This is a genomic window from Amycolatopsis sp. WAC 04169, from assembly GCF_003947535.1.
GTDB lineage: Bacteria > Actinomycetota > Actinomycetes > Mycobacteriales > Pseudonocardiaceae > Amycolatopsis > Amycolatopsis keratiniphila.
Genome location: NZ_QHJI01000012.1, coordinates 352,630 through 373,093, shown reverse-complemented (window position 1 = coordinate 373,093; position 20,464 = coordinate 352,630). Strand labels below are relative to the sequence as shown.

The following is a 20,464-nucleotide window of genomic DNA, read 5'->3' as shown; positions in this document are numbered from 1 at the left end:
CCGCGACACCTGGACCACAAACCACCCCCACGCCACCACCAAAGCCGCACTCCGAGCACTCAAACGACACCTCACCAACACCATCTACCAAGCACTCAAAGCAGACTTGACATAGAAGCTTCTTTCGGGACATCAAACGTCGCGCAAGTGGCTTTCGCGACACGCCTCGGCCACCCGCGGCGGTGCCGGTCACGACCCAGCCTGGGTCTGTCAGGACCAGGCACCGGCCCCAGGAGATCCGGGATACTTGTCGACATGACCGAGACGGCCGGACTGGGCGAATTCCTCAAGGCACGCAGGGCGGCGCTGGACCCGGCGGACCTCGGCCTGCCGACGGGGTTCAACCAGCGGCGGGTCGCCGGGCTGCGGCGCGAGGAGCTGGCGCAGCTGGCCGGGATCAGCGTCGACTACTACACGCGGCTGGAACAGGGCCGGGCGCGCAACGTGTCCGACTCGGTCCTCGATTCGCTGAGCCGGGCGCTGCGGCTGCATCGTGACGAGGCCACCTACCTGCGCAATCTGGCCGCCCCGAAACGCAAACGCGTCGCACGGCCGAAGACACAGAAGATCCGGCCGGAATTCCAGATGATGCTGGACGCCCTCCACTCCCCGGCGCTCGTCCTCGGCCGCTACGGAGACGTGCTCACCTGGAATGCCCTGGGTGGCTCGCTCTCCTTCGATCTGGCCTCGCGGCCGGCGGGGGAACGCAACGTCCCGAAGATGTTCTTCCTCGACGATCACGCCCGAGAGCTGCATCCCGAGTGGGAAACCGTGGCGAAGGAGATCGTCGCGAACCTGCGCTCGGAAAGCGGGAGGTATCCGGACGACCCGTACCTCGCCCAGCTCGTCGGCGAGCTCTCCCTCGGCAGCGAAGTCTTCCGGAAGCTGTGGGCGAAGCAGACCGTGCGCGAGAAGGCGCACGCGTGGAAGGTGATGATCAACCCGATCGTGGGTGAGCTCCGGCTGCGCTACGAGACGCTGCGGCTGCCCGACGATCCCGACCAGGCTTTGGTGATCTACACCGCCGAGCCCGGCTCCGACAGCGAACGCGCGCTCCGCCTGCTCGCGAGCTGGGTCGCCGATCCCGCGCACGTTTGAACGCGAAACTGTCGGTGCCCGGGTCCATGATGGATCCATGTTGCTCTCCGCGGTGGTGACCGCGTCGGCCGAGCTGGCCGCCACGAGGTCCAGGAAGGCGAAGATCGCCACCTTGGCCGCGGTGCTGCGTGCCGCGGGCGAGCTGGAGCTCCCCGCGGTCATCGCGTTCCTCACCGGGCAGCCGACGCAGGGCCGCATCGGCACCGGCTGGCGGACACTGGCCGCACTGGACGCGGCCCCGGCGGCCGAGCCGTCCTTGACCGTCGCCGAGGTCGACACGGCCTTCGACACGGTGGGGGCGGCGTCGGGTTCGGGGTCGGTGAAGCTGCGCGCGGAGACGCTGCGGGCCTTGCTCACCAAGATGACCAAGGAGGAGCAGGAGTTCCTGTTCCGGCTGCTCACCGGCGAGCTCCGGCAGGGCGCGCTCGAAGGGATCATGGTGGACGCCATCGCGGCGGCGTCCGAGATCCCGGCCGAGGACGTGCGGCGGGCGTTCATGCTGTCCGGGCAGCTCCCGGTGACGGGCCTGGCCGCGATGACGGGCGGCCGCGAGCGGCTGGCGGAGTTCAAGCTGGCGCTGGGCACGCCGATCCGGCCGATGCTGGCCTCCCCGGCGGAGTCGCTCGACGAGGCGATCGCCGAACACGCCGAGATGCTGGTCGAGTACAAGATGGACGGCGCGCGGATCCAGGTCCACCGCGAAGGCGACGAGGTGCACATCTACACGCGCACGCTGCGGGAGATCACCGGCAGCGTCGGCGAACTGGTGGATCTGGTGCGTTCCCTGCCGTGCACGTCGGTGGTACTCGACGGCGAGACCCTGGCCCTGACCGACGACGGCAGGCCGAGGCCGTTCCAGGAGACGATGAGCCGGTTCGGCAGCAGCCGCGAGGAGCAGGTCAAGGCGCTGTTGCTGCGGCCGTACTTCTTCGACTGCCTGCACCTCGACGGCGTCGACCTGCTGGACGCGCCGCTCTCCGAACGGAACGCGGCCCTGCACCGGGTCGCGGGCGAGCACGTCATCCCGGGTGAACTCAGGCCCGCCTCGGCCGAGGGGGTGCTGGAAGCGGCGATGGCCGCCGGGCACGAAGGCGTGATGGTCAAGGACCTCGCTTCGCCGTACGCGGCGGGACGCCGTGGCCGCGCGTGGCTCAAGGTGAAACCGGTGCACACGATCGACCTGATCGTGCTCGCCGCGGAATGGGGGCACGGCAGGCGCACCGGCACGCTGTCGAATCTGCACCTCGGCGCCCGCGACCCCGACGGCGGCCCGCCGATCATGGTCGGCAAGACGTTCAAGGGCATGACCGACGAGCTGCTGGCCTGGCAGACGAAGACCTTCCAGGAGATCGAGACCCACCGCACGGACTGGGCGGTCCACGTGCGGCCGGAACTCGTCGTCGAGATCGAACTCGACGGGGCCCAGGTGAGCACACGGTATCCGGGCGGGCTGGCGCTGCGCTTCGCGCGGGTCGTTCGCTACCGGCCGGACAAGGAGGCCGCGGACGCCGACACCATCGACACCGTGCGCGGCCTCCTCAAGCCCTGACCCCTCCCGCGTTTCGTCCTCTGAATGCGATCCTTGCGCGTGCAACGACCGCATCCAGAGGACTAAACGCGTCAGTAGCAGCGGTCCGAAGAGATCTTGTAGGTGTAGTTGTTCGAGAGGTTGGAGGTCACCTCGAAGCGGATCTTGTGATACACCGGCGGCTCCCCGAGCACGCCGTGCTTGACGGTGCGCTCCTTGCCCGGCGCGATGGCCCCGCTCCAGAGCCCCTTGTCGAAGACGTCGTCGATGATCTGGACGAGCATTCCCCGGTAGTCGTGGTTGTGCACGGTGATGTCGATGCTCTGCCCGGCACTCACCTCGACGACCTTCGTCTTCCCGCCCATCAACGGCCCGCCCTCACAGACCTTCGACGCCGCCGAAGCGGACGGTGCCATCAGCAGGGTGCCGGCCAGCGCGACCGGGACGACGGCGAACAGCTTCTTCTTCATCGGTTCCCCACAACGGTCTTGACGACATTGGACTGGACGGCCAGGTCGAGGCCGATCTTCATGTTCCCCCCGCAATAGGCCTTCTCACCGTTCTTGAAATGCACCGTCAGATCCCCGGCGCATTCGAACACCTTGACGTCCCAAGTGCGCGTGCCCGGCTTGAGGCAGATCGCGTCCTTCCCGGCCCGGCGCATCCAGCCGTGATAGCCGGATTCGCAGGTGATGATCGGATCACTGCCCGATGCGGGCGCCGGAGCCGCCTGTGCGGCGGTGACCGGCAGGAGCGCCACGGTGAGCGCGGCCCCGGCCAGTGCGGCGACCTTGACGTACGGACGCATGGATTCCCTTTCCGCAAATAATGTGAGAGTGTTTCGGAAAATCCCCGTCCGGAATTCCCGGACGCCGATGACGTTATGGGCGCCGGAAGCGGCCGCGGAAGCGATTCACGGCCGCGAAATGGCCATGGCCGAAGAAACAATGTCCTCGCAGGTCAGCGCTTTGACCATCGGCCCGGAAGGTCAAATGACGCGGACCGAGAAGAACACGGCGCGGGTGTTCGGCAGCAGGATGTGGCCCTGTTCGTCGGCCATCTTCCAGTACACCTGGCAATGCCCGGGACGGTCTGGCGCCCGCACTTCGACGGAGACGCGCACCCGCTCGCCGGGCGCGGTCTGCGGCACCGGGACGCGTTCGGGCGTGGCGCATTCGCCGGGGTTCCCGAACGATCCGGCGCGGACCAGATAACGGCCGACCCATCCGACCGTTCCCGCGTTGCGGAACTCCCACGTCTTCACGAAGACCGACCCGGCCGCGACCTCGCTGCCGTCGGGCACGGTCACGTCGGCGACGAATTCCGACGCGTCACCGGCCGGCGCGGCGGGCTCGGAACCGAACGGGACGGCGAAGACGAACACGAGCGCCGCGACGAGCACGAATGCCACGGCTCCGGCGAGGACGAACGCCGTCCGGCGAGACTTCACGGCGACCGGTTCCGGTCCGGCGGTCAGCGCGTCCCGCGCGCGTTCCCATTCGCCGCGCCATTCATGGCGGACCTCGTCCTCGTCGCCGCCGAGCACTCCGACGGCCAGCACGCGAACGAACTCCCAGGACGTTTCCCAGCTGGGCAGCCGCTCTCCGCGGGCCGCGGCCGAAAGCGCCGATTTCGACGCCAGCGCGCCGTACTCGTCACGCATCCGGTCGTAGGAGGGGTCACCGGCGGCCCGTTTCAGCTCCCACAGCCGTCGCGCGAACTCCGCGACGGGTCCGCTGTCCTCCGCCGGACCCCGCGCGACCCGGCCGCGGCGTCCGGGCCTCCGCTCGACGTCCATCGGTTCCCACGATATGACCCGATGGGCGGGAAGACCCGGCGGCGTCCCGCCCCCGATCGAGTGGCGGCGTGCGGTGGTGACGGGACGTCCTCACCCGATCACCCATAAAGTGGGCGAATGCAGGCTTCCAAGATCGCGCGTGCCTGGTTCGGCCTGACGGCACTGGTGGTGATCGCCGGTCTCGCCGCGCAGATCCCGGTCTCCGCGGGCACCACCGGCGGCACCTTCCACACCCCGGCCGGCCGGGTGGCCAACCTGCTCGCGTTCTTCACCATCGACTCGAACATCCTGGTCGGCGTCGGCAGCCTGCTGCTCGCGCTCGGCGTCGCGGGCCGGTCGACGTTGTTCGGCGTACTGCGGCTCACCGGCCTCGTCGGCATCACCGTGACCGGTGTCGTCTTCCAGGTCGCGCTCGCCGATCTCTACGAACTGCACGGCTGGGCGGTGTTCGCCGACACGATGCTGCACAAGGTGTCGCCGTTGATGTGCGTCGCTGGCTGGCTGCTGTTCGGCCCGCGCGGCCAGCTGTCGTGGCGGGTCCTGTGGTGGTCGCTGCTGTACCCGCTGGCCTGGCTCGCCGTCACGCTGGTGCGCGGCGCGATCATCGGGTTCTACCCGTACCCGTTCGTCGACCCGGGCATCAACAGCTACGGCGGTGTCGCGTTCAACTGCGTGCTGATCGGTGTGCTGTTCATCGGTCTCGCGGCGGCCGCGGTCGGCTTCGACCGCACGTTCAGCCGCCGGGACGAACCCGACGAGAATTGGGGCTGGGAGCGCAGCTCCTCCGTTGAGGGTGGCGGCGGGGGCATGGATGGACTAGCCCCGGACCCGGCGGAAAGCGTTGAGCGGATCCGCGACGCCGGCACGTACTAGCGTCCGCACCGCCCCGAGCCGCCGGTCCACCGGTTTCCCGGCGGCCACCCGGTGCATCTGCTGGGTGTGCCACTGGATCTCGAGCAGGCTGTCGGCCAGCCGGATGCCGGTCTTCGGCGCCGTGCGCTGGGCACGGACCTCCTCGCCACCGAGCAGCCGCCCGGGGAGCGCCGGATCGACGATCAGCGGCCTGCCGAGGCCGATGACGTCCAGCGCCCCGGAACGCAGCGCCTCCGCCATGCCCTCCGGGCTGGTGAAGCCGCCGGTGACCATCAGCGCGACGTCGGTGACCTGCCGCGCCTTCGCCGCGTAGTCGAGGAAGTAGGCCTCGCGGCTGAGGGTGCTCGCCTTGGCCGAGCCCATCATGGCGGCCTTCTCGTAGGTCCCGCCGGAAACTTCCAGCAGGTCGATGCCCGCTTCACCCAGCTCGCGGACGACTTCGAGCGAGTCCTCTTCGCTGAAACCGCCGCGCTGGAAGTCCGCGCTGTTGAGCTTGACCGCGATCGGCACGGCGTCGCCGACTTCGGCGCGCACGCGGGCGACGACTTCGAGCAGGAAGCGGCGGCGCCGGAGCGCGTCGCCGCCCCAGCCGTCGGTGCGCTGGTTGGTCAGCGGCGAAAGGAACTGTGACACGAGGTAGCCGTGCGCGCCGTGGATCTGGACACCGGCGAACCCGGCGTCGACGACGGTCCGCGCGGCCACCCCGAACCGATCGATGATCGCCTCGATCTCGCCGACGGTGAGCGCGCGCGGTGTCGCGAACACCGAGCGGATGCCACGGTCGCTGAACGGCACCGCCGACGGCGCGACCGGCCGGCGGGAGAGGAAGCGCGGGCTCTGCCTGCCTGGATGGTTGAGCTGGGCCCACAACCGGGACTCGGTGCCGTCGACCGACCGCGCCCACGGCTTGAACTCGGTCGCGTCCGGTTCACGGGGCACCGCGACGTTGCGCGGTTCGCCCAGCGCGGTCGGATCGACCATGACGTTGCCGGTGATCAGCGTCCCGGCGCCGCCGCGGGACCACGTCCGGTACAGCTCGGCCAGTTCGGCGGTCGGCCGGTTGCGGCGGTCGCCGAGCTGTTCGCTGAGCGCGGCCTTGGCCAGCCGGTTCGGCAGGGTCGCGCCGCATCGCAGTTTCAGCGGCTCGGCCAGCAGTTCCTTGGGCTCGCTCATCGCGCTCTCTCCCGCCGTTACCTACCGAGCAGTATCCCTACTCGAAGTAACATACTCGCGGTATGTCGAGTACTCAAGGCGTGGCGATGCCGAAGGGGTTGTCGATCACGTAGCGCCAGAACCCGTCTTCGCCACGCCTCGCGACGTCGGTCGCCGTCGCGGCGAGGTGTCCGTCGATGCTCCAGTCGACGATCAGCAGCGCCAGGTCACCGGCGATGTGCACCTGGCGCGGCGTCACCTCGATCGGCTGCCCGAGCGCCAGGATCCCGCCGTTCGCGGCCCGGCGGTCCGCGCCGGTCACCCGCACGCCGTCCCGGCGGACGAACACGGCGTCCGATTCGTAGACCGTGTCGAGGATTTCGGCGGATCCGGTGTTGAAGGCGGCCTGGAAGACGAAGGGATGTTCGGCCGGGTCGGTGGTCAAAGGCACACTGGGGGAATGCGTCATGCGGACAGCGAAACCGACCGCGAAGCAGGTCACCAAACGGAAACCTTCGACGGCGAGCTCGTCCCGGACGCCCGCGGCCGCACCCGGCGGCCGGAGCCGGACTGCCCCGTCGAGGTCGCGCTCGCCGCGATCTCGGGCCGCTGGACCACGCTGGTGCTGCGAGAACTCATGGGCGGGGCACGGTCCTTCAGCGACCTACGCGCGGCGTTGCCCGACCTGTCGGCGAAGGTGCTGACCGAACGCCTCGGCGACCTGACCGCGCGACGCCTCGCCGTCCGCGAAGAGCTGCCGGGCTTCCCGAGCCGGACCAGCTACCGGCTCACCGAGGCAGGTCTCTCGCTGCGGCCGCTGCTGATCGAGCTGTACCGCTCAGGTTCGGCCCTACTGGCCCAGTAGCCGAGGCGCGACCGGCTCCACCCGAGCCCGCACCTTCACCTCTTCGGCCATCGCCCGCGCCCAGGCCTGCAACCCCGGGATGTCGATCCCGTGCGGCCCGGCCTCGCGGAACGGCTCGATGTTGTCCGCGCCACGCTCCAGCAGCGAAGCCGCGCCGTTGCCGTTCCCCCTGGCCGCGTGGGTCAGGCCAACGGCGAGCTGCGCGAGGCCGCGCCACAGCTCCCGCTCCGGGCCGTCGGTGGATTTCCACGCGTCCTCGAACACCTCGTGCGCATGGAACGGGCGGCCCGCGTCGAGCAGGCGCTGCGCCTCGGAAATGGTGTCCTCCGGGCTGCGTTCGATGCCCTCGGGCTGCCGCTCGACACCGTCGGCGCCGTACGGGAGCGGCCTGCCGAGACCGTCCCGCGGGCGCGCGTTGCGGGCTCGTCCGGCTTCGTCACGGTCCCGGTCCGTCATGCCGTCATTGTCCCACGCGGGTATCCTGGGGCCTCGTGCGCTTTCTCGACGGGCATGGGCCCGCTCACGACCTGACCTACGACGACGTGTTCCTTTTGCCGAACCGGTCGGACGTGGAGTCCCGTTTCGACGTCGACCTGTCCACTGTGGACGGCACCGGCGCGACGATCCCGATCGTGGTCGCCAACATGACCGCCGTCGCGGGCCGCCGGATGGCCGAAACGGTCGCCAGGCGCGGCGGGCTCGTCGTCCTGCCGCAGGACGTCGACGTGGCCGCGGTCGCCGACATCGTCACCTGGGTCAAGAGCCGTCACACCGTGTGGGACACCCCGCTGGTGTTGACCGGTGGCGACGCCGTGGCCGACGCGCTGAACCTGGTCGGCAAACGTGCCCACGGCGCCGTCGTCGTGGTGGACGAGGACGGCAAGCCCGTCGGCGTCGTGGACGAAGCGGCCTGCGCCGGCGTAGACCGCTTCGCGCGGCTCGCCGACGTCGCGGAGCCCGCGGTCGTCACGGTCCCGCTGGACACTCCGCCCCGCGAGGTGTTCGAGCGGCTGCACGACCACGGCGGCCGCCTCGCGCTCGGCATCGACGAGAACGGCAGGCTCGCGGGCGTCCTGACCGAGATCGCGGCCCTGCGCGCCGAGATCTACACCCCGGCCGTCGACGACGGCGGCAACCTGCGCGTCGCCGCCGCGATCGGCGTGAACGGTGACGTCGCGGCGAAGGCCGAGGCGGTCCTCGCGGCAGGCGTCGACGTGCTGGTGGTCGACACCGCGCACGGCCACCAGGAGAAGATGATCTCCGCGCTCAAGGCCGTCCGATCGGTGAACCCGCGGGTCCCGGTGGTCGCCGGGAACGTGGTCACCGCGGAGGGCACGCGCGACCTGATCCACGCCGGTGCGGACGTCGTCAAGGTCGGCGTCGGCCCCGGCGCCATGTGCACGACCCGGATGATGACCGGCGTCGGGCGCCCGCAGTTCTCCGCCGTCGCCGAATGCGCGGCCGCGGCGCGTGAACTGGGCAAACACGTCTGGGCGGACGGCGGCGTGCGGCATCCGCGCGACGTCGCGCTCGCGCTGGCCGCCGGCGCGTCGGCGGCGATGGTCGGCTCGTGGTTCGCCGGCACCCACGAATCCCCCGGCGACCTGCGCTACGACGAGCAGGGCAAGCCGTACAAAGAGTCGTTCGGCATGGCGTCCAAGCGCGCCGTCGGCGCCCGCACGCGTACGGACAACGTCTTCGAGCGCGCCAAGAAGGGCCTGTTCGAAGAGGGCATCTCGGCGTCGCGGATGGCCTTGGACCCGGCTCGCCCCGGCGTCGAGGACCTGCTCGACTCCATCGGCTCCGGTGTCCGCTCGGCCTGCACGTACGCGGGTGCCCGGACGCTGGAGGAGTTCCACGAGCGCGCGCTGCTCGGGATCCAGTCCGCCGCAGGCTTCGCGGAAGGACGTCCGCTGCCGTCGGGCTGGTGATTCGGCGCACCCGAAGCACTAAGGTGCACCGGGTGAGACGCCTGAGACGGATCGTGGCGGCGGCGAGGGACGACCGCCGCCACGCGGAAAACGGAGAAATCGCCGAGCTGCGGGCCGCGCTCGCGGAGCAGGCGGCGGAGATCGAGCGATTGCGCGCCACGCTGGAGCATCGCACCGCCTGGCTCGAAGACCACGGCAAAGCCCTGCGGGACGGCGACGCGCGCATCTCCACCGTCGAAGACCGGCAGGCCGCCCTCGACGCCCGGCAGGGAGCGCTCGACGGCTGGCTCGGCGGCCACGACACCGCGTTCGAAGGCCTGCACCTCCGCACCGAAAACCTCGAGGCCGCGCGTGACGTCCGCACGTTCACGCACTGGATCGATCAGCACGAACTCCTTGCCGCACCGAAGATCTCGATCGTCCTGCCCACCCACGACCGGGCCGCGCTGCTGCCGCGCGCCGTCGCTTCGGTGCTGGCGCAGCGATACCAGAACTGGGAACTGGTGATCGTCGACGACGCCAGTTCGGATTCCACGCCGAAGGTGATCGCCGGTTTCGACGACCCGCGGATCCGTTCGATCCGCGTCGAGCACGGTGGCGTCTGTGCCGCCCGCAACGCCGGGCTGGCCGAGGTCACCGGCGACGTCGTCGCCTACCTCGACGACGACAACACCATGCATCCCTTGTGGCTCAAGGCCTTGGGCTGGGCGTTCGGCGAGCATCCGGAGATCACGGCGGCCTACGGCGGCTTCGTCATCGACGACATCGGCGGGCTGCCGACGTTGTTCCTGCGCCGCTACGACCGGAAGACCCTGGAGCGCGAGAATCTCGCCGACATCGGCGCCGTGGCGCACCGGGCGGGCCTGCCAGAAGCCCGGTTCGACGAGTCGCTGGTCGAAATGGGCGACTGGGACCTGCTGCTGGCGCTGACCGCGGACCGCGCACCCTTGGTCGTCCCGGCGATTTCCTGTTACTACACGACGACTTCCGGGGACCGGCTCTCCCACGGGCCGACCTACGACGACGACTTCGCCGCCATCCGCCGCAAGCATTCAGGACCGGAGCACCGAGTATGACCGAGCCCGCCAAGATCCTCGTGGTCGCACTCGACGCGTGCGATCCCACCACGATCAGGGAACTCGCCGCCGCGGGCGAGGTGCCGACGCTGGCGCGCCTGCTCGAAACCAGCGCTTCGGCGACCACGCACAATCCCTACGGCCTGTTCGTCGGCTCGCTGTGGAGCAGCTTCTTCACCGCGCGCACCGCCGCGCGGACCGGGTTCCACTGCTGGGAAGAGGTCGACACCAAGACCTACGAACGGCGGCTGACCAGCCCGCTGGAGATCCGCGGGACCCCGTTCTGGGAGACGCTTTCCGACGCAGGCAAACGGGTCGCCGTGCTCGACGTCCCGCATTCCCGTGCGGACAAACCGATCAACGGGGCCATGGTGAGCGAATACGCCTGCCACGACCGGCATTTCGGCTTCCACACCTCACCACCCGAGCTGGCGAAGGAGATCGAGGCCGAGTTCGGGCTCACCCCCATCCTCACCGCCGAGCCCGACCTGGTCCGCGACTGGGCACCGGACGACTACCTCCACCGCGAGGGCCCGCACCGCACGCCGGACGAGGAACGCGCGCTGACCCACGGGCTCGTCGCCGGGATCGGGCAGAAGACCCAGGTGTCGACGAAGCTGCTCGCCGAGGGCGATTGGGATCTTTTCCTTTCGGTGTACGGGGAATCCCACAGCATCGGCCACCAGCAGTGGCATCTGCACGACCCGGGGCACCGCGACCACGATGTGGCGCTCGCCGCGGAACTGGACCCGATCCGCGCGGTCTACCGCGGCCTCGACGAGGCGATCGGCGAGCATCTCGCGCTGGCCGGACCGGACACCACGGTCTTCGTGCTGCTGAGCCACGGCATGGGATCGCGGTACGAGGGAAGCCATCTGCTGCACGAAATCCTGCGGCTGCTCGACACGGTGGAGACCGAAGGGCTGCGGGGCGGTGGCGCGATGACGACGGCCAAACGCGCCTACTCCGCGCTCCCCCGTCCTTTGAGGACGAAGCTCGCTTCGGCCGCGATGCCCTTGCTGCGCAAGCGACTCGCGTCGGCCCCGCTGCCTGCGGTGCCGAACTGGGCGACCGCCGAACAGCGGTCGAAGCAGCGGTTCTACCTTTCTCCCAACAACTTCGTCTTCGGCGGAGTGCGGATCAACCTGGCGGGCCGCGAACCGCACGGCGTCGTCCGGCCCGGCGCCGAATACGAAGCCGTGTGCGAGCAGCTGACCGAAGACCTGCTTTCGCTGGTGAACGTCGCGTCGGGGAAGCCCGTCGTGCGCGAGGTTTCCCGCACGAGCGACCACTACGACCGGGAAGCCGACGACACACTGCCGGATCTGCTGATCGACTGGGCCCGCACCGGACCGATCGAGACGGTCTGGTCGCCCAAGACCGGCGTCGTCTACGGCCCGGACGAGCACTGGCGTACCGGGGACCACCGGCCGGACGGGCTCCTGCTCGCCAGCGGCCCCGGTTTCGAACCGGGCGCGAAGCTGCCGGATCTGGACGTCGTCGACCTGGGTTCGACCCTTTCGGCCATGCTCGGTGTCGAACTCACCGATGACGTGGACGGACGGCCGCTCCCCTGGGCGAAACCGGTGTCGTGAGTGTCATGAAAGGGTCGTTCAGGACAAAAAATGTCCTGAACGACCCTTTCATGACATGTGCCTAGCCGTGATCCTCCAGCATCTCGGTGACGAGCGCCGCGATCGGCGAACGCTCGGAGCGGGTCAACGTGACATGCGCGAACAGCGGGTGCCCCTTGAGCTTCTCGATCACCGCGGAAACGCCGTCGTGCCGCCCGACCCGCAGGTTGTCGCGCTGCGCGACGTCATGCGTGAGCACGACCCGCGAGGCCGTGCCCAGCCGCGAAAGGACGGTCAGGAGCACGTTGCGCTCCAAGGACTGCGCCTCGTCGACGATGACGAACGTGTCGTGCAGCGACCGGCCGCGGATATGGGTCAGCGGGAGCACCTCGAGCATGCCGCGGTCGAAGACCTCGTCGAGGACGTCCTGGCTGACCAGCCCGCCGAGGGTGTCGAACACCGCCTGCGCCCACGGCTGCATCTTCTCGCTCTCGGAACCGGGCAGGTAGCCCAATTCCTGGCCGCCGACCGCGTAAACCGGCCGGAACACGACCACCTTGCGGTGCTGGCGGCGTTCCATCACCGACTCCAGCCCCGCGCAGAGCGCGAGCGCCGACTTACCCGTGCCGGCTCGTCCGCCCAGCGAGACGATGCCGACGTCGGAGTCCAGCAGGAGATCCAGCGCCACCCGCTGCTCGGCCGACCGGCCGTGCAGCCCGAACGCCTCCTTGTCACCGCGCACGAGCCGGATCCGCTTGTCGGCGGTGACCCGGCCCAGCGCGCTCGAACTGCCCGCGAGCAGCCTCAACCCGGTGTGACAGGGCAGTTCACCGACCTCGGGCATCCCGAATTCCGCCGGATCCACCGAAGACCCGCTGAACAGCGCGTCGACGAGGGTCTGCGGGACGTCCACGTCCGCCATGCCCGTCCAGCCCGAGGGCGTCACCTCCTGCGCGCGGTACTCGTCGGCTTCGAGGCCGACGGCGCCCGCCTTGACGCGCAAGGGGATGTCCTTGGTCACCAGCGTGACCGACGCGCGTTCCGCCGCCAGATTGAGCGCACAGGCGAGGATGCGGTGGTCGTTGGAGTCGGTGCGGAAGCCGACCGGGAGCACCGTGGGATCGGAGTGGTTCAACTCCACCTGCAGGGTGCCGCCGTGCTCACCGATCGGGATCGGCGCGTCGAGCCTGCCGTGCTGACGACGCAGGTCGTCGAGCATGCGGAGCGCTTCGCGCGCGAACCACCCCAATTCGGGATGGTGACGTTTCGCCTCCAGTTCACTGATGACGACCAGCGGGAGCACGACCGCGTGTTCGGCGAAACGGGTCACCGACCAGGGGTCAGAGAGCAGGACCGACGTGTCGAGCACGTAAGTGGACCGCTGGGATTCGGGCGAGATCGAGGCTTTCTCCGGGCCAGAGGCACCGGTCGAAGAACGGCCAGAGGCCTTGCGGGGTGAACGCTGCGCAGTCACGACGGCATCTCCCTCGTGGGCGTGGCACCACGCCCGCACTCGCTGGGCCGGGCACCTCCCTGGCTAACCGCTCCTTCCGACGTCTTCCGACGTCAGTCGGCACGGCCGCGAGGGCCGGGTGCCGGCCCCCTCGTGCATCCACTGGGCGGCTGTGCCGCCCTGTCGACAACCGCCACGACCAGGGCCTCCCGCGAGAGTCCGCATGGGACGCGAACCCTCACTTCCGGAAGGTACCTGCGTCCGGCCGATCGCGCAGGCAGCCACCACGGTGATTCGCCAAACCGTCATCTCACTGTCGGTCGCGTGACATCAACGCCTGGTCACCATCACGGTGTGTAGTGATGATCTCCATTCAGGGACGCTCGTCGATGCGACCCGGATGGATTAACGCGACGCAGGGCGTTCACCTGATGGGATCGAGGGTTCTACCACGCTTGGTAGCGGGCCGCATTTTGTGTCCGAGACAGAGAACCGGACCGAGTGAAACGCGCCTTTTCAGCCTCACACAATGGGCTTACGCAACGGTCACAACTCCTGAATAGCGAGTAATTTTCTCACTGCGGGACACCCCCACCGGATTTCGGTGCCCCCGATCCCTGAATATCTCTACCAAGGAGTGTGCGAAGTGCTGAAGAAGGCTGGTTTCGTTTCCGCCGTCGCCGCGGGCATCATGATGGTCGGCGGGACCGCGTTCGCCGCCACTGGGGACACCTCCGGCACCCCGGACCCGACGTTCGGCGACGCCTACAACACCTTCATCGAGGGCGGCGGCGCGCTGGGCTACGGTGCCGCTTCGCTGGTCGCGGGTGCCTACACGGGCATCGCCACCACCCCGGCCCTGATCCTCCACTCGCTGGAGCACCACCACCACTGATCTTCAGTGAAGACGTCGAAGGCCCCGGAGTGCACGCCGGGGCCTTCGTCATGTCACCGGTCAGGAACCGAAGCGCCGGTGCCGCCACGCGTAATCGCGCATGGCGCGGAGAAAATCGACGCGCCGGAATGCGGGCCAATAAGCTTCGGTGAACCAGAATTCGGAATGCGCCGATTGCCAGAGCAGGAATCCGGAAAGCCGCTGCTCACCCGAGGTACGGATAATCAGATCCGGATCGGGCTGGCCCGAGGTGTACATGTGTTCGGAAATATGGTCGACGTCCAGGATCTTCGCGAGCTCGCGGATCGAGGTGCCTTCGTCGGCGTGCTGGAGCAGGAGTTTGCGGACCGCGTCGGCGATCTCCTGACGGCCTCCGTAACCGACCGCGACGTTGACCTCCATTCCGGAGCGCCCCTCAGTGCGCTCCGCGGCCGCGCTGAGGGCCTTCGCGACCTCAGGCGGCAGTAAGTCGAGGGCGCCCACGATGCGCAGCCGCCAGGGCGTGTGCGGCGCGGCGAGTTCGTCGGTGACGTCGGTGATGATCTTCAGCAGCGGGCTGAGTTCCTCGGCCGCGCGGCCGAGGTTGTCCGTCGAAAGCAGCCACATCGTGACGACCTCGACGTCGGCCTCGTTGCACCAGCTCAGGAAGTCGGCGATCTTCTTGGCGCCGGCCCGGTGCCCGTCGGCGACGTCCGTGAAGCCCGCTTCGCGCGCCCAGCGGCGGTTGCCGTCCAGCATGATGGCGATGTGGCGTGGATGGCGCCCCTTGGCCTGCTGGATCAGGCGCCTGCCGTAGGCGCTGTACACGACGTCTGACAAGAAGGACCGAAGACTCACGCCAGTGGAGACTAGTCACCCCGCGGGCCCCAGTGGGACGCGCCACGGACACTGGCGAAAAACCTACGGTGCCGTAACCTGAGAGAGTGAGCGTAGCGACCGAACCCCAGCCGTCCGGCCCCGCGCCCGTGGTGGACACGCGTCCTCGATTGCGTGGGCACATCCATTTCTGGTCCTTCTTCGGCGCCGTTGCCGGAGCCGCGACCCTCATCAGCCTCGCGGCGTCCACTGTGTCGGGTATCGCCGCTTTGTCCACTTCGGTCTACGGCCTGACCGTACTCGGCGTCTTCGGCGTCAGCGCGCTGTACCACCGTCGCTTGTGGAGCCCACGAGCATACGAATGGATGAAGCGCGCCGACCATTCGATGATCTTCCTGTTCATCGCCGGCACCTACACGCCGTTCACCCTTCTGGCCATGTCCCAGCCGACCGGGTACATCGTGCTCGCGATCGTGTGGGGCGGCGCGATCGGCGGCGTCACCCTGAAGATGCTGTGGCCGAACGCGCCACGCTGGCTGGGCGTGCCGATCTACATCGCGCTGGGCTGGGTCGCCGTCTTCGTCCTGCCCGAACTGGCCACGCACGCCGGCGTCGCGGCGCTCGTCCTGCTCTGCGTCGGCGGGCTGTTCTACACGCTGGGCGCGGTGTTCTACGCCGTGAAGTGGCCGAACCACTTCCCGGACACCTTCGGGTACCACGAGTACTTCCACGCCTGCACGGTTCTCGCCGCCGTCTCGCACTACATCGCGATCTGGTTGGCCATGTACGCCTAGCCTCGCGTACCCGAACACGCAACTCGCGTGATTGGAGACGGAACTCCGTGTTCCGCCTTCGATCACGCGAGTTACGTCTCCAATCACGCGAGTGCGGTGTCCGTGACCAGGACGGACACAAGCGTGTTCCCTCTGGCACAAGAAAGTGCCTTCTTCCGCGCCCCCATCGCGCCAGCCATGATCACCGCATGGCCAAGAACGCACCGCCCCGCCGCCTCGACGACGCGGCCCTCAGCGACTTCCTCGCCGGACACACCTTCGGCGCCCTCGCGACCGTCAAGCGTGACGGCCGCCCGCATCTCTCCACCGTCCTCTACGCGTGGGACCCCGAGACGCGCGAGATCCGGATCAGCACGACCGAAGACCGTCTGAAGGTCAAGCAGCTGCGCAACAACCCGACCGCCTCCCTCTACGTCTCCAGCGCCGACCACTGGAGTTTCGCCGTCGTGGAAGGAACCGCGGAACTCTCCGAAGTCACACGGACACCCGAAGGCGAGCGAAGGCTCTACATCACCCTCAAAACCGACAAACTCTATGGAACGGCCCTAGACATCGCTTAACGTACGCACCTGGGAAAGGCCAGGTGAGGAGACGTCCGATGTGGGAAAAACGGATGGAGTGGCCGCTCAACGGCGCCGCCGTACTGTTCCTGGCCGCGTACGCCTGGCCGATCCTCCAGCCCTCGCTCGGGCACACCGGGCGGGTCTGGTGCGAGGTCGTCACCTGGCTCGCTTGGGCGGTTTTCGCCCTGGACTACGGCGTCCGCCTCAAGCACGCCGAGGACAAACGGGCCTTCCTGAAGAGCAACCTCTTCGACCTGCTGATCATCGTGCTCCCGCTGATCCGGCAGCTGCGCCTGCTCCGGCTGGTCACGGTGCTCAACGTCCTCAACCACAACGCCGGCCTGTCGCTGCGCGGCCGCGTCGTGGTCTACACGGTGGGCGCGACGGCGCTCATCGTGTTCTGTTCGGCGCTCGCCGTGCTCGACGCCGAGCGCACCCAGCCCGACGCGCCGATCACCGACTTCCCGGACGCGGTGTGGTGGTCGATCACGACGATCACCACGGTCGGCTACGGCGACCGTTATCCGATCAGCGGCACCGGCCGGATCGTCGCGGTCGGGCTCATGGTGGCCGGGATCGCGCTGCTCGGTGTGGTCACCGCGACGCTCGCGTCGTGGCTGATCCGCCGGGTCACCGAGGCCGACGAGACCGCGCAGGCCGTGACCCGCGAGCATCTCGACGAGCTGACCCGCGAGGTCAAGGCGTTGCGGGCCGAGCTCGCCGAGCAGCGTGCCGAGGTCAGTCCCGCAGCATCGGAGCCGCTAGGTACGGCTCGGGGATAGCGAAGGCGTCCACGAGGGTCCGCGCGTGCGGGCGCAGGTCGGCGCACAGCGCGTTCACCGCGGCGGTGACGGCCTTCGAGCGCCCGGACGTCAGGCGCCCGTGTTCGAGGAACCAGCCGCGGTCCGCCTCGATGTTCGCGAGCGCGTAGAGGTCGCAGACCCGCTCCAGCAGCTCACGAGCCTCCGTGTCGGCACAGCGTTCGATGGCGTCGACGAACGCTTCCAGCACCACCCGGTCGACGTGCACCCGCCCGGCCCGCAGCACGTGGTCCTGCGCGTCGTTGAAGACACCGAAGGGATCCGAGCCCGCTTTACGCAGGCGCTGCGCGACGCCGGCAAGCACATGCTCTTCGCGGTCTTCGAACAGCTTCAGGTGCCATTCGCGCGAGTAGAGCACGTCGCCGTCGTCGGCTTCGGTGAGCCGCTCGACGACCTTGCGCGCGGACGTTCGTTCGATCACGGCCTCGACGAGCTGTTCCGCCACGAACCGCGCGGTCGCGAGCGGGCTGAGATCCTGGAAGTGGTCCTTATAGCTGGTCAGCAACCCCTTCGCGACCAGCTGCAGCAGCACGGTGTTGTCACCCTCGAAGGTGGTGAAGACGTCCGTGTCGGCCTTCAGCCCGGCGAGCAGGTTCTCCGAGAGATAGCCGGAGCCGCCGCATGCCTCTCGGGCCGCCTGGATGGTCGCCGTCGCGTGCCAGGTCGAGACGGCCTTGATCCCGGCGGCGCGCGATTCCAGCTCTCGCTGCTCCTCCTCCGGTGCGTCCTCGGCGATGTCGTGCAGCTTGGAGACGAGCCCTTCCTGCGCGAAGTGCAGCGCGTACGACGTCGCCAGCGCGGGCAGCAGTTTCCGCTGGTGGGCGCGGTAGTCGAGGATCACGACCTCCTCGCCGTCGGGCCGCGCGAACTGCCGCCGCTGCTCGCCGTACCGGATCGCCAGCGCCAGCGCGCGTTTCGTTGCGCTGCCGGCGCTGCCCGCGACGCTGACCCGGCCGCGGATGAGCGTGCCGAGCATCGTGAAGAACCGGCGGCCGTCGCTGTCGATCGGGCTCGTGTACGTCCCGTCCTCGGCGACGTCACCGAACCGGTTGAGCAGCGCCTCTCGCGGAATCCGCACCTGGTCGAACGTGAGCCGCCCGTTGTCGACGCCGTTGAGGCCCGCCTTGCGGCCGCAGTCCTCGATCTCGACGCCACGCGCCTTCTCGCCGCGGATCGGCACCAGGAACGCGTGCACCCCGCGCGACTCGCCACCGGTGATCAGCTGCGCGAACACCACCGCGAGTTCGCCGTCGCGGGCGGCGTTGCCGATGTACTCCTTCATCGCGCCCCGGTCCGGCGTGTGCACGACGAATTCGCGCGTCGCCGGATCGTAGGTCGCGGTGGTGCGCAGATGCTGGACGTCCGAGCCGTGCCCGTGCTCGGTCATCGCGAAACAGCCCAGCAGCTCCAGATCCTTGATCTCACGCAGATACCGCTCGTGGTGGCGTTCGGTGCCGAGCAGCTGCACCGCCCCGCCGAACAGACCCCATTGGACACCGGCCTTCACCATCAGCGAGAGATCGCCGAAGCCCAGCATCTCGAACGACGTCAACGCGCCGCCGACGTCGCCGCCACCGCCGTACGCCGGGTCGAAGCCGAGCCCCGGCCGGTCGGTGCGGGCGAGCAGCCGCAGCCATTCGAGCACTTGTGCGCGGTGCGCTTCGGTGTCGACGTCGACCGGGTCTTCGAAGACCTCAGCGGCCATCTGGTCGCGGACCGCGCGGCGGAGCTCGGCCCACCGTCCATCCAGGACGGTGGTCAGCACGTCCGGGTCGATCTTCGCGGGAAGTCCTGGTGTGTCCACGATTCCTCCGATGCGGTGCGGTCTGCGTTCAGCGTGCCGCACCGCATCGGGAAGCGCAGGACGAATCAGACCGGTTCACCGTTGATCGTCGTGTTCTCGAACCGCAGGTCGTCGACGTGTTTCAGGGTGTTCTCCGTGTTCGCGACGCCGTCGAAGCGGCAATCGCTCACCCGCAGACCCCGAACGTGTGAGTTGGGCAACCCTCGGACGTTGAACGCCGCTTGCCCGCATTTCGTGCCGCGGGAACGGCTGAGGGTGAACGGCCCGAACCGGGGGACGTACGCGCCGGTCTGTCCGTTGTAGTCCAGCAGCACGTACACGACCGAGCGGACGAACGTGCCGGAGACACCGTCGAGGTTGACGTTCTCGGTGAACCCGCCACGCAAGGTGTTCGACTTGACGTACAGCCCGTACTTCGTCTCGCCGGTGACGGTGAGCTTGTGCGCGTAGACGTTCCGGATGCCGCCGGTCTGTTCGCTGCCGCAGGTGATCGCGCCCCAGTTGCCGTCCATCACGCAGTTCGCGACGACGATGTTCTCGCACGGCACGCCGATCCTGCGGCCGTCGGCGTCCCGGCCCGATTTGAGCGCGATGTTGTCGTCGTGCGCGCCGAGGTGGGAGTTCACGATCACGACGTGGTCGCAGGACTCCGGATCGCAGGCGTCGGTGTTGGAATGCGCGGTGCTCGCGTCCGTGCGGACGCCGTCGATCGTGACGTTCCGGCACAGCGTGGGATGCAGCTGCCAGAACATCGGGTTCTTCAGCGTGATCCCTTCGATGAGCACGGTGTCGCACGAGTACGGCTCGACGAACGTGGAGCGCATGGCGTGCCCGGAGCCGGGAACGATCCGCCGCTCCGGCGGGATTCCCTTGGCCACCAGCGATTCCAGGTATGCGCGATCCTTGCCCTTGTTCCAGGCCGCCGTGCCCGCCGCGTCGAGGGTGCCCTTGCCGGTCACCGCGATGTTGGATTCCTTGTACGCGTAGATCATCGGCGAGCGGTTCACGCACTCGATGCCCTCGTAGCGGGTGAGCACGTTCGGGAACTTCGAGGCGTCGGAACCGAAGGCGAGCACGGCACCCGCCGCTAGATGCAGGTCCACGTTGCTCTTGAGGTACACCGCACCGGTGACGAAGGTGCCCTTCGGCACGACGACGTGCCCGCCGCCGCGCGCGTTGGCCGTCTCGATCGCCTTCCTGATCGCCGCGGTGTTGTCGGTCTTCCCGTCACCCCTGGCGCCGAAATCGAGCACCGGGAAGATCCGGTCCGGGAAGACCGGCCGTTTCGTCCGCGCGACGATGTCTTCGGCCGCGGGCCAGGGCAGGGCCGGGGCCGCCGAGGCGGTGGGCGCGAGCAGCGGGCTCGCGGCCACCACGAGACCGCCCTTGATCAGCCAACGCCGGGAGAATCTGCCGTCCATGA

At 68.8% G+C, this 20,464-nt stretch carries 21 protein-coding genes; 11 read left to right on the top strand and 10 right to left on the bottom strand.

The annotated features are described in order from the left end of the window. Positions 1-255: 255 nt before the first annotated feature. Together DMC61_RS33310 and DMC61_RS33305 are read left to right on the top strand one after the other, a co-directional pair. Positions 256-1,098: a helix-turn-helix transcriptional regulator gene (locus tag DMC61_RS33310; protein WP_125694269.1), complete on the top strand. Its 843-nt coding sequence runs from the start codon at positions 256-258 to the stop codon at positions 1,096-1,098. Positions 1,099-1,135: 37 nt separating this feature from the next. Next, positions 1,136-2,647, top strand: coding sequence for an ATP-dependent DNA ligase (locus DMC61_RS33305; RefSeq protein WP_125694267.1), 1,512 nt, complete (start codon positions 1,136-1,138; stop codon positions 2,645-2,647). 71 nt (positions 2,648-2,718) lie between these two features. On the opposite strand, the gene DMC61_RS33300 is transcribed toward DMC61_RS33305, so the two are convergent. From DMC61_RS33300 to DMC61_RS33290, 3 genes are all read right to left on the bottom strand, one after another. Then, positions 2,719-3,096, bottom strand: a complete 378-nt coding sequence (locus tag DMC61_RS33300; RefSeq protein ID WP_037340871.1) for a hypothetical protein — start codon at positions 3,094-3,096, stop codon at positions 2,719-2,721. Beyond that, positions 3,093-3,434, bottom strand: coding sequence for a hypothetical protein (locus tag DMC61_RS33295; protein WP_016337171.1), 342 nt, complete (start codon positions 3,432-3,434; stop codon positions 3,093-3,095). The genes DMC61_RS33300 and DMC61_RS33295 overlap by 4 nt, the downstream gene beginning before the upstream one ends. 180 nt (positions 3,435-3,614) lie before the next feature. Next, entirely contained in the window at positions 3,615-4,424 is an 810-nt protein-coding gene (locus DMC61_RS33290) for an NBR1-Ig-like domain-containing protein (protein ID WP_125694265.1), read from the bottom strand. A gap of 117 nt (positions 4,425-4,541) precedes the next feature. On the opposite strand from DMC61_RS33290, the gene DMC61_RS33285 reads away from it, so the two are divergent. After that, a complete protein-coding gene (locus DMC61_RS33285; RefSeq protein WP_125694264.1) occupies positions 4,542-5,297 on the top strand; it encodes a Pr6Pr family membrane protein in 756 nt (251 codons plus the stop codon). Here the strand turns inward: DMC61_RS33285 and DMC61_RS33280 are convergent. Together DMC61_RS33280 and DMC61_RS33275 are read right to left on the bottom strand one after the other, a co-directional pair. Continuing rightward, positions 5,241-6,470 (bottom strand): NADH:flavin oxidoreductase/NADH oxidase family protein, encoded by a 1,230-nt coding sequence (locus DMC61_RS33280; protein WP_125694262.1) that lies wholly within the window; start codon positions 6,468-6,470, stop codon positions 5,241-5,243. The genes DMC61_RS33285 and DMC61_RS33280 overlap by 57 nt on opposite strands. A gap of 73 nt (positions 6,471-6,543) precedes the next feature. Then, a complete protein-coding gene (locus DMC61_RS33275) occupies positions 6,544-6,918 on the bottom strand; it encodes a DUF4440 domain-containing protein (protein ID WP_233595040.1) in 375 nt (124 codons plus the stop codon). On the opposite strand from DMC61_RS33275, the gene DMC61_RS33270 reads away from it, so the two are divergent. Next, complete coding sequence (locus DMC61_RS33270) at positions 6,910-7,314, top strand: helix-turn-helix domain-containing protein (RefSeq protein ID WP_125694258.1); 405 nt, start codon at positions 6,910-6,912, stop codon at positions 7,312-7,314. The two genes, DMC61_RS33275 and DMC61_RS33270, sit on opposite strands and share 9 nt — an antisense overlap. Here DMC61_RS33270 and DMC61_RS33265 read toward each other — a convergent pair. Next, positions 7,300-7,770, bottom strand: a complete 471-nt coding sequence (locus tag DMC61_RS33265) for a DUF309 domain-containing protein (protein ID WP_037340862.1) — start codon at positions 7,768-7,770, stop codon at positions 7,300-7,302. The two genes, DMC61_RS33270 and DMC61_RS33265, sit on opposite strands and share 15 nt — an antisense overlap. A gap of 35 nt (positions 7,771-7,805) precedes the next feature. Between DMC61_RS33265 and DMC61_RS33260 the strand changes: the two genes are divergently transcribed. Genes DMC61_RS33260 through DMC61_RS33250 form a run of 3 tightly spaced genes read left to right on the top strand, consistent with a single transcriptional unit; the run spans position 7,806 to position 11,916 of the window. After that, positions 7,806-9,245, top strand: coding sequence for a GuaB1 family IMP dehydrogenase-related protein (locus DMC61_RS33260; protein WP_125694256.1), 1,440 nt, complete (start codon positions 7,806-7,808; stop codon positions 9,243-9,245). Between the two features lie 32 nt (positions 9,246-9,277). Then, entirely contained in the window at positions 9,278-10,321 is a 1,044-nt protein-coding gene (locus tag DMC61_RS33255; protein WP_125694254.1) for a glycosyltransferase family A protein, read from the top strand. After that, entirely contained in the window at positions 10,318-11,916 is a 1,599-nt protein-coding gene (locus DMC61_RS33250; protein ID WP_125694252.1) for an alkaline phosphatase family protein, read from the top strand. The genes DMC61_RS33255 and DMC61_RS33250 overlap by 4 nt, the downstream gene beginning before the upstream one ends. Positions 11,917-11,977: 61 nt before the next feature. On the opposite strand, the gene DMC61_RS33245 is transcribed toward DMC61_RS33250, so the two are convergent. Continuing rightward, positions 11,978-13,264, bottom strand: a complete 1,287-nt coding sequence (locus tag DMC61_RS33245) for a PhoH family protein (protein WP_016337181.1) — start codon at positions 13,262-13,264, stop codon at positions 11,978-11,980. A gap of 730 nt (positions 13,265-13,994) precedes the next feature. Here DMC61_RS33245 and DMC61_RS33240 point away from each other — a divergent pair. After that, positions 13,995-14,243: a hypothetical protein gene (locus DMC61_RS33240; protein ID WP_016337182.1), complete on the top strand. Its 249-nt coding sequence runs from the start codon at positions 13,995-13,997 to the stop codon at positions 14,241-14,243. A gap of 60 nt (positions 14,244-14,303) precedes the next feature. On the opposite strand, the gene DMC61_RS33235 is transcribed toward DMC61_RS33240, so the two are convergent. Continuing rightward, complete coding sequence (locus tag DMC61_RS33235; protein ID WP_037306485.1) at positions 14,304-15,080, bottom strand: isoprenyl transferase; 777 nt, start codon at positions 15,078-15,080, stop codon at positions 14,304-14,306. Between the two features lie 86 nt (positions 15,081-15,166). On the opposite strand from DMC61_RS33235, the gene DMC61_RS33230 reads away from it, so the two are divergent. From DMC61_RS33230 to DMC61_RS33220, 3 genes are all read left to right on the top strand, one after another. Next, positions 15,167-15,853 carry a hemolysin III family protein gene (locus tag DMC61_RS33230; protein WP_369797418.1) on the top strand — a complete coding sequence of 229 codons (687 nt, stop codon included), beginning with the start codon at positions 15,167-15,169 and terminating at the stop codon, positions 15,851-15,853. A 188-nt stretch (positions 15,854-16,041) separates the two neighbouring features. Continuing rightward, positions 16,042-16,413: a pyridoxamine 5'-phosphate oxidase family protein gene (locus tag DMC61_RS33225; protein WP_125694250.1), complete on the top strand. Its 372-nt coding sequence runs from the start codon at positions 16,042-16,044 to the stop codon at positions 16,411-16,413. 38 nt (positions 16,414-16,451) lie between these two features. After that, complete coding sequence (locus DMC61_RS33220; RefSeq protein ID WP_125694248.1) at positions 16,452-17,198, top strand: potassium channel family protein; 747 nt, start codon at positions 16,452-16,454, stop codon at positions 17,196-17,198. Here DMC61_RS33220 and DMC61_RS33215 read toward each other — a convergent pair. Together DMC61_RS33215 and DMC61_RS33210 are read right to left on the bottom strand one after the other, a co-directional pair. Then, on the bottom strand, positions 17,155-19,041 hold the full coding sequence (locus DMC61_RS33215) for an acyl-CoA dehydrogenase (RefSeq protein WP_125694246.1): 1,887 nt from the start codon (positions 19,039-19,041) through the stop codon (positions 17,155-17,157). The two genes, DMC61_RS33220 and DMC61_RS33215, sit on opposite strands and share 44 nt — an antisense overlap. Positions 19,042-19,106: 65 nt before the next feature. Then, positions 19,107-20,462, bottom strand: a complete 1,356-nt coding sequence (locus tag DMC61_RS33210; protein WP_125694244.1) for a glycoside hydrolase family 28 protein — start codon at positions 20,460-20,462, stop codon at positions 19,107-19,109. Between the last annotated feature and the right edge of the window lie 2 nt (positions 20,463-20,464).

What these genes read in the sequence shown, in the direction of transcription:
- DMC61_RS33310 (WP_125694269.1), top strand. Translation starts at nt 256, where the DNA reads ATGACCGAGACGGCCGGACTGGGCGAATTCCTCAAGGCACGCAGGGCG.
- DMC61_RS33280 (WP_125694262.1), bottom strand. Translation starts at nt 6,470, where the DNA reads ATGAGCGAGCCCAAGGAACTGCTGGCCGAGCCGCTGAAACTGCGATGC.
- DMC61_RS33305 (WP_125694267.1), top strand. Translation starts at nt 1,136, where the DNA reads ATGTTGCTCTCCGCGGTGGTGACCGCGTCGGCCGAGCTGGCCGCCACG.
- DMC61_RS33210 (WP_125694244.1), bottom strand. Translation starts at nt 20,462, where the DNA reads ATGGACGGCAGATTCTCCCGGCGTTGGCTGATCAAGGGCGGTCTCGTG.
- DMC61_RS33290 (WP_125694265.1), bottom strand. Translation starts at nt 4,424, where the DNA reads ATGGACGTCGAGCGGAGGCCCGGACGCCGCGGCCGGGTCGCGCGGGGT.
- DMC61_RS33265 (WP_037340862.1), bottom strand. Translation starts at nt 7,770, where the DNA reads ATGACGGACCGGGACCGTGACGAAGCCGGACGAGCCCGCAACGCGCGC.
- DMC61_RS33285 (WP_125694264.1), top strand. Translation starts at nt 4,542, where the DNA reads ATGCAGGCTTCCAAGATCGCGCGTGCCTGGTTCGGCCTGACGGCACTG.
- DMC61_RS33250 (WP_125694252.1), top strand. Translation starts at nt 10,318, where the DNA reads ATGACCGAGCCCGCCAAGATCCTCGTGGTCGCACTCGACGCGTGCGAT.
- DMC61_RS33295 (WP_016337171.1), bottom strand. Translation starts at nt 3,434, where the DNA reads ATGCGTCCGTACGTCAAGGTCGCCGCACTGGCCGGGGCCGCGCTCACC.
- DMC61_RS33275 (WP_233595040.1), bottom strand. Translation starts at nt 6,918, where the DNA reads ATGACGCATTCCCCCAGTGTGCCTTTGACCACCGACCCGGCCGAACAT.
- DMC61_RS33270 (WP_125694258.1), top strand. Translation starts at nt 6,910, where the DNA reads ATGCGTCATGCGGACAGCGAAACCGACCGCGAAGCAGGTCACCAAACG.
- DMC61_RS33220 (WP_125694248.1), top strand. Translation starts at nt 16,452, where the DNA reads ATGTGGGAAAAACGGATGGAGTGGCCGCTCAACGGCGCCGCCGTACTG.
- DMC61_RS33225 (WP_125694250.1), top strand. Translation starts at nt 16,042, where the DNA reads ATGGCCAAGAACGCACCGCCCCGCCGCCTCGACGACGCGGCCCTCAGC.
- DMC61_RS33300 (WP_037340871.1), bottom strand. Translation starts at nt 3,096, where the DNA reads ATGAAGAAGAAGCTGTTCGCCGTCGTCCCGGTCGCGCTGGCCGGCACC.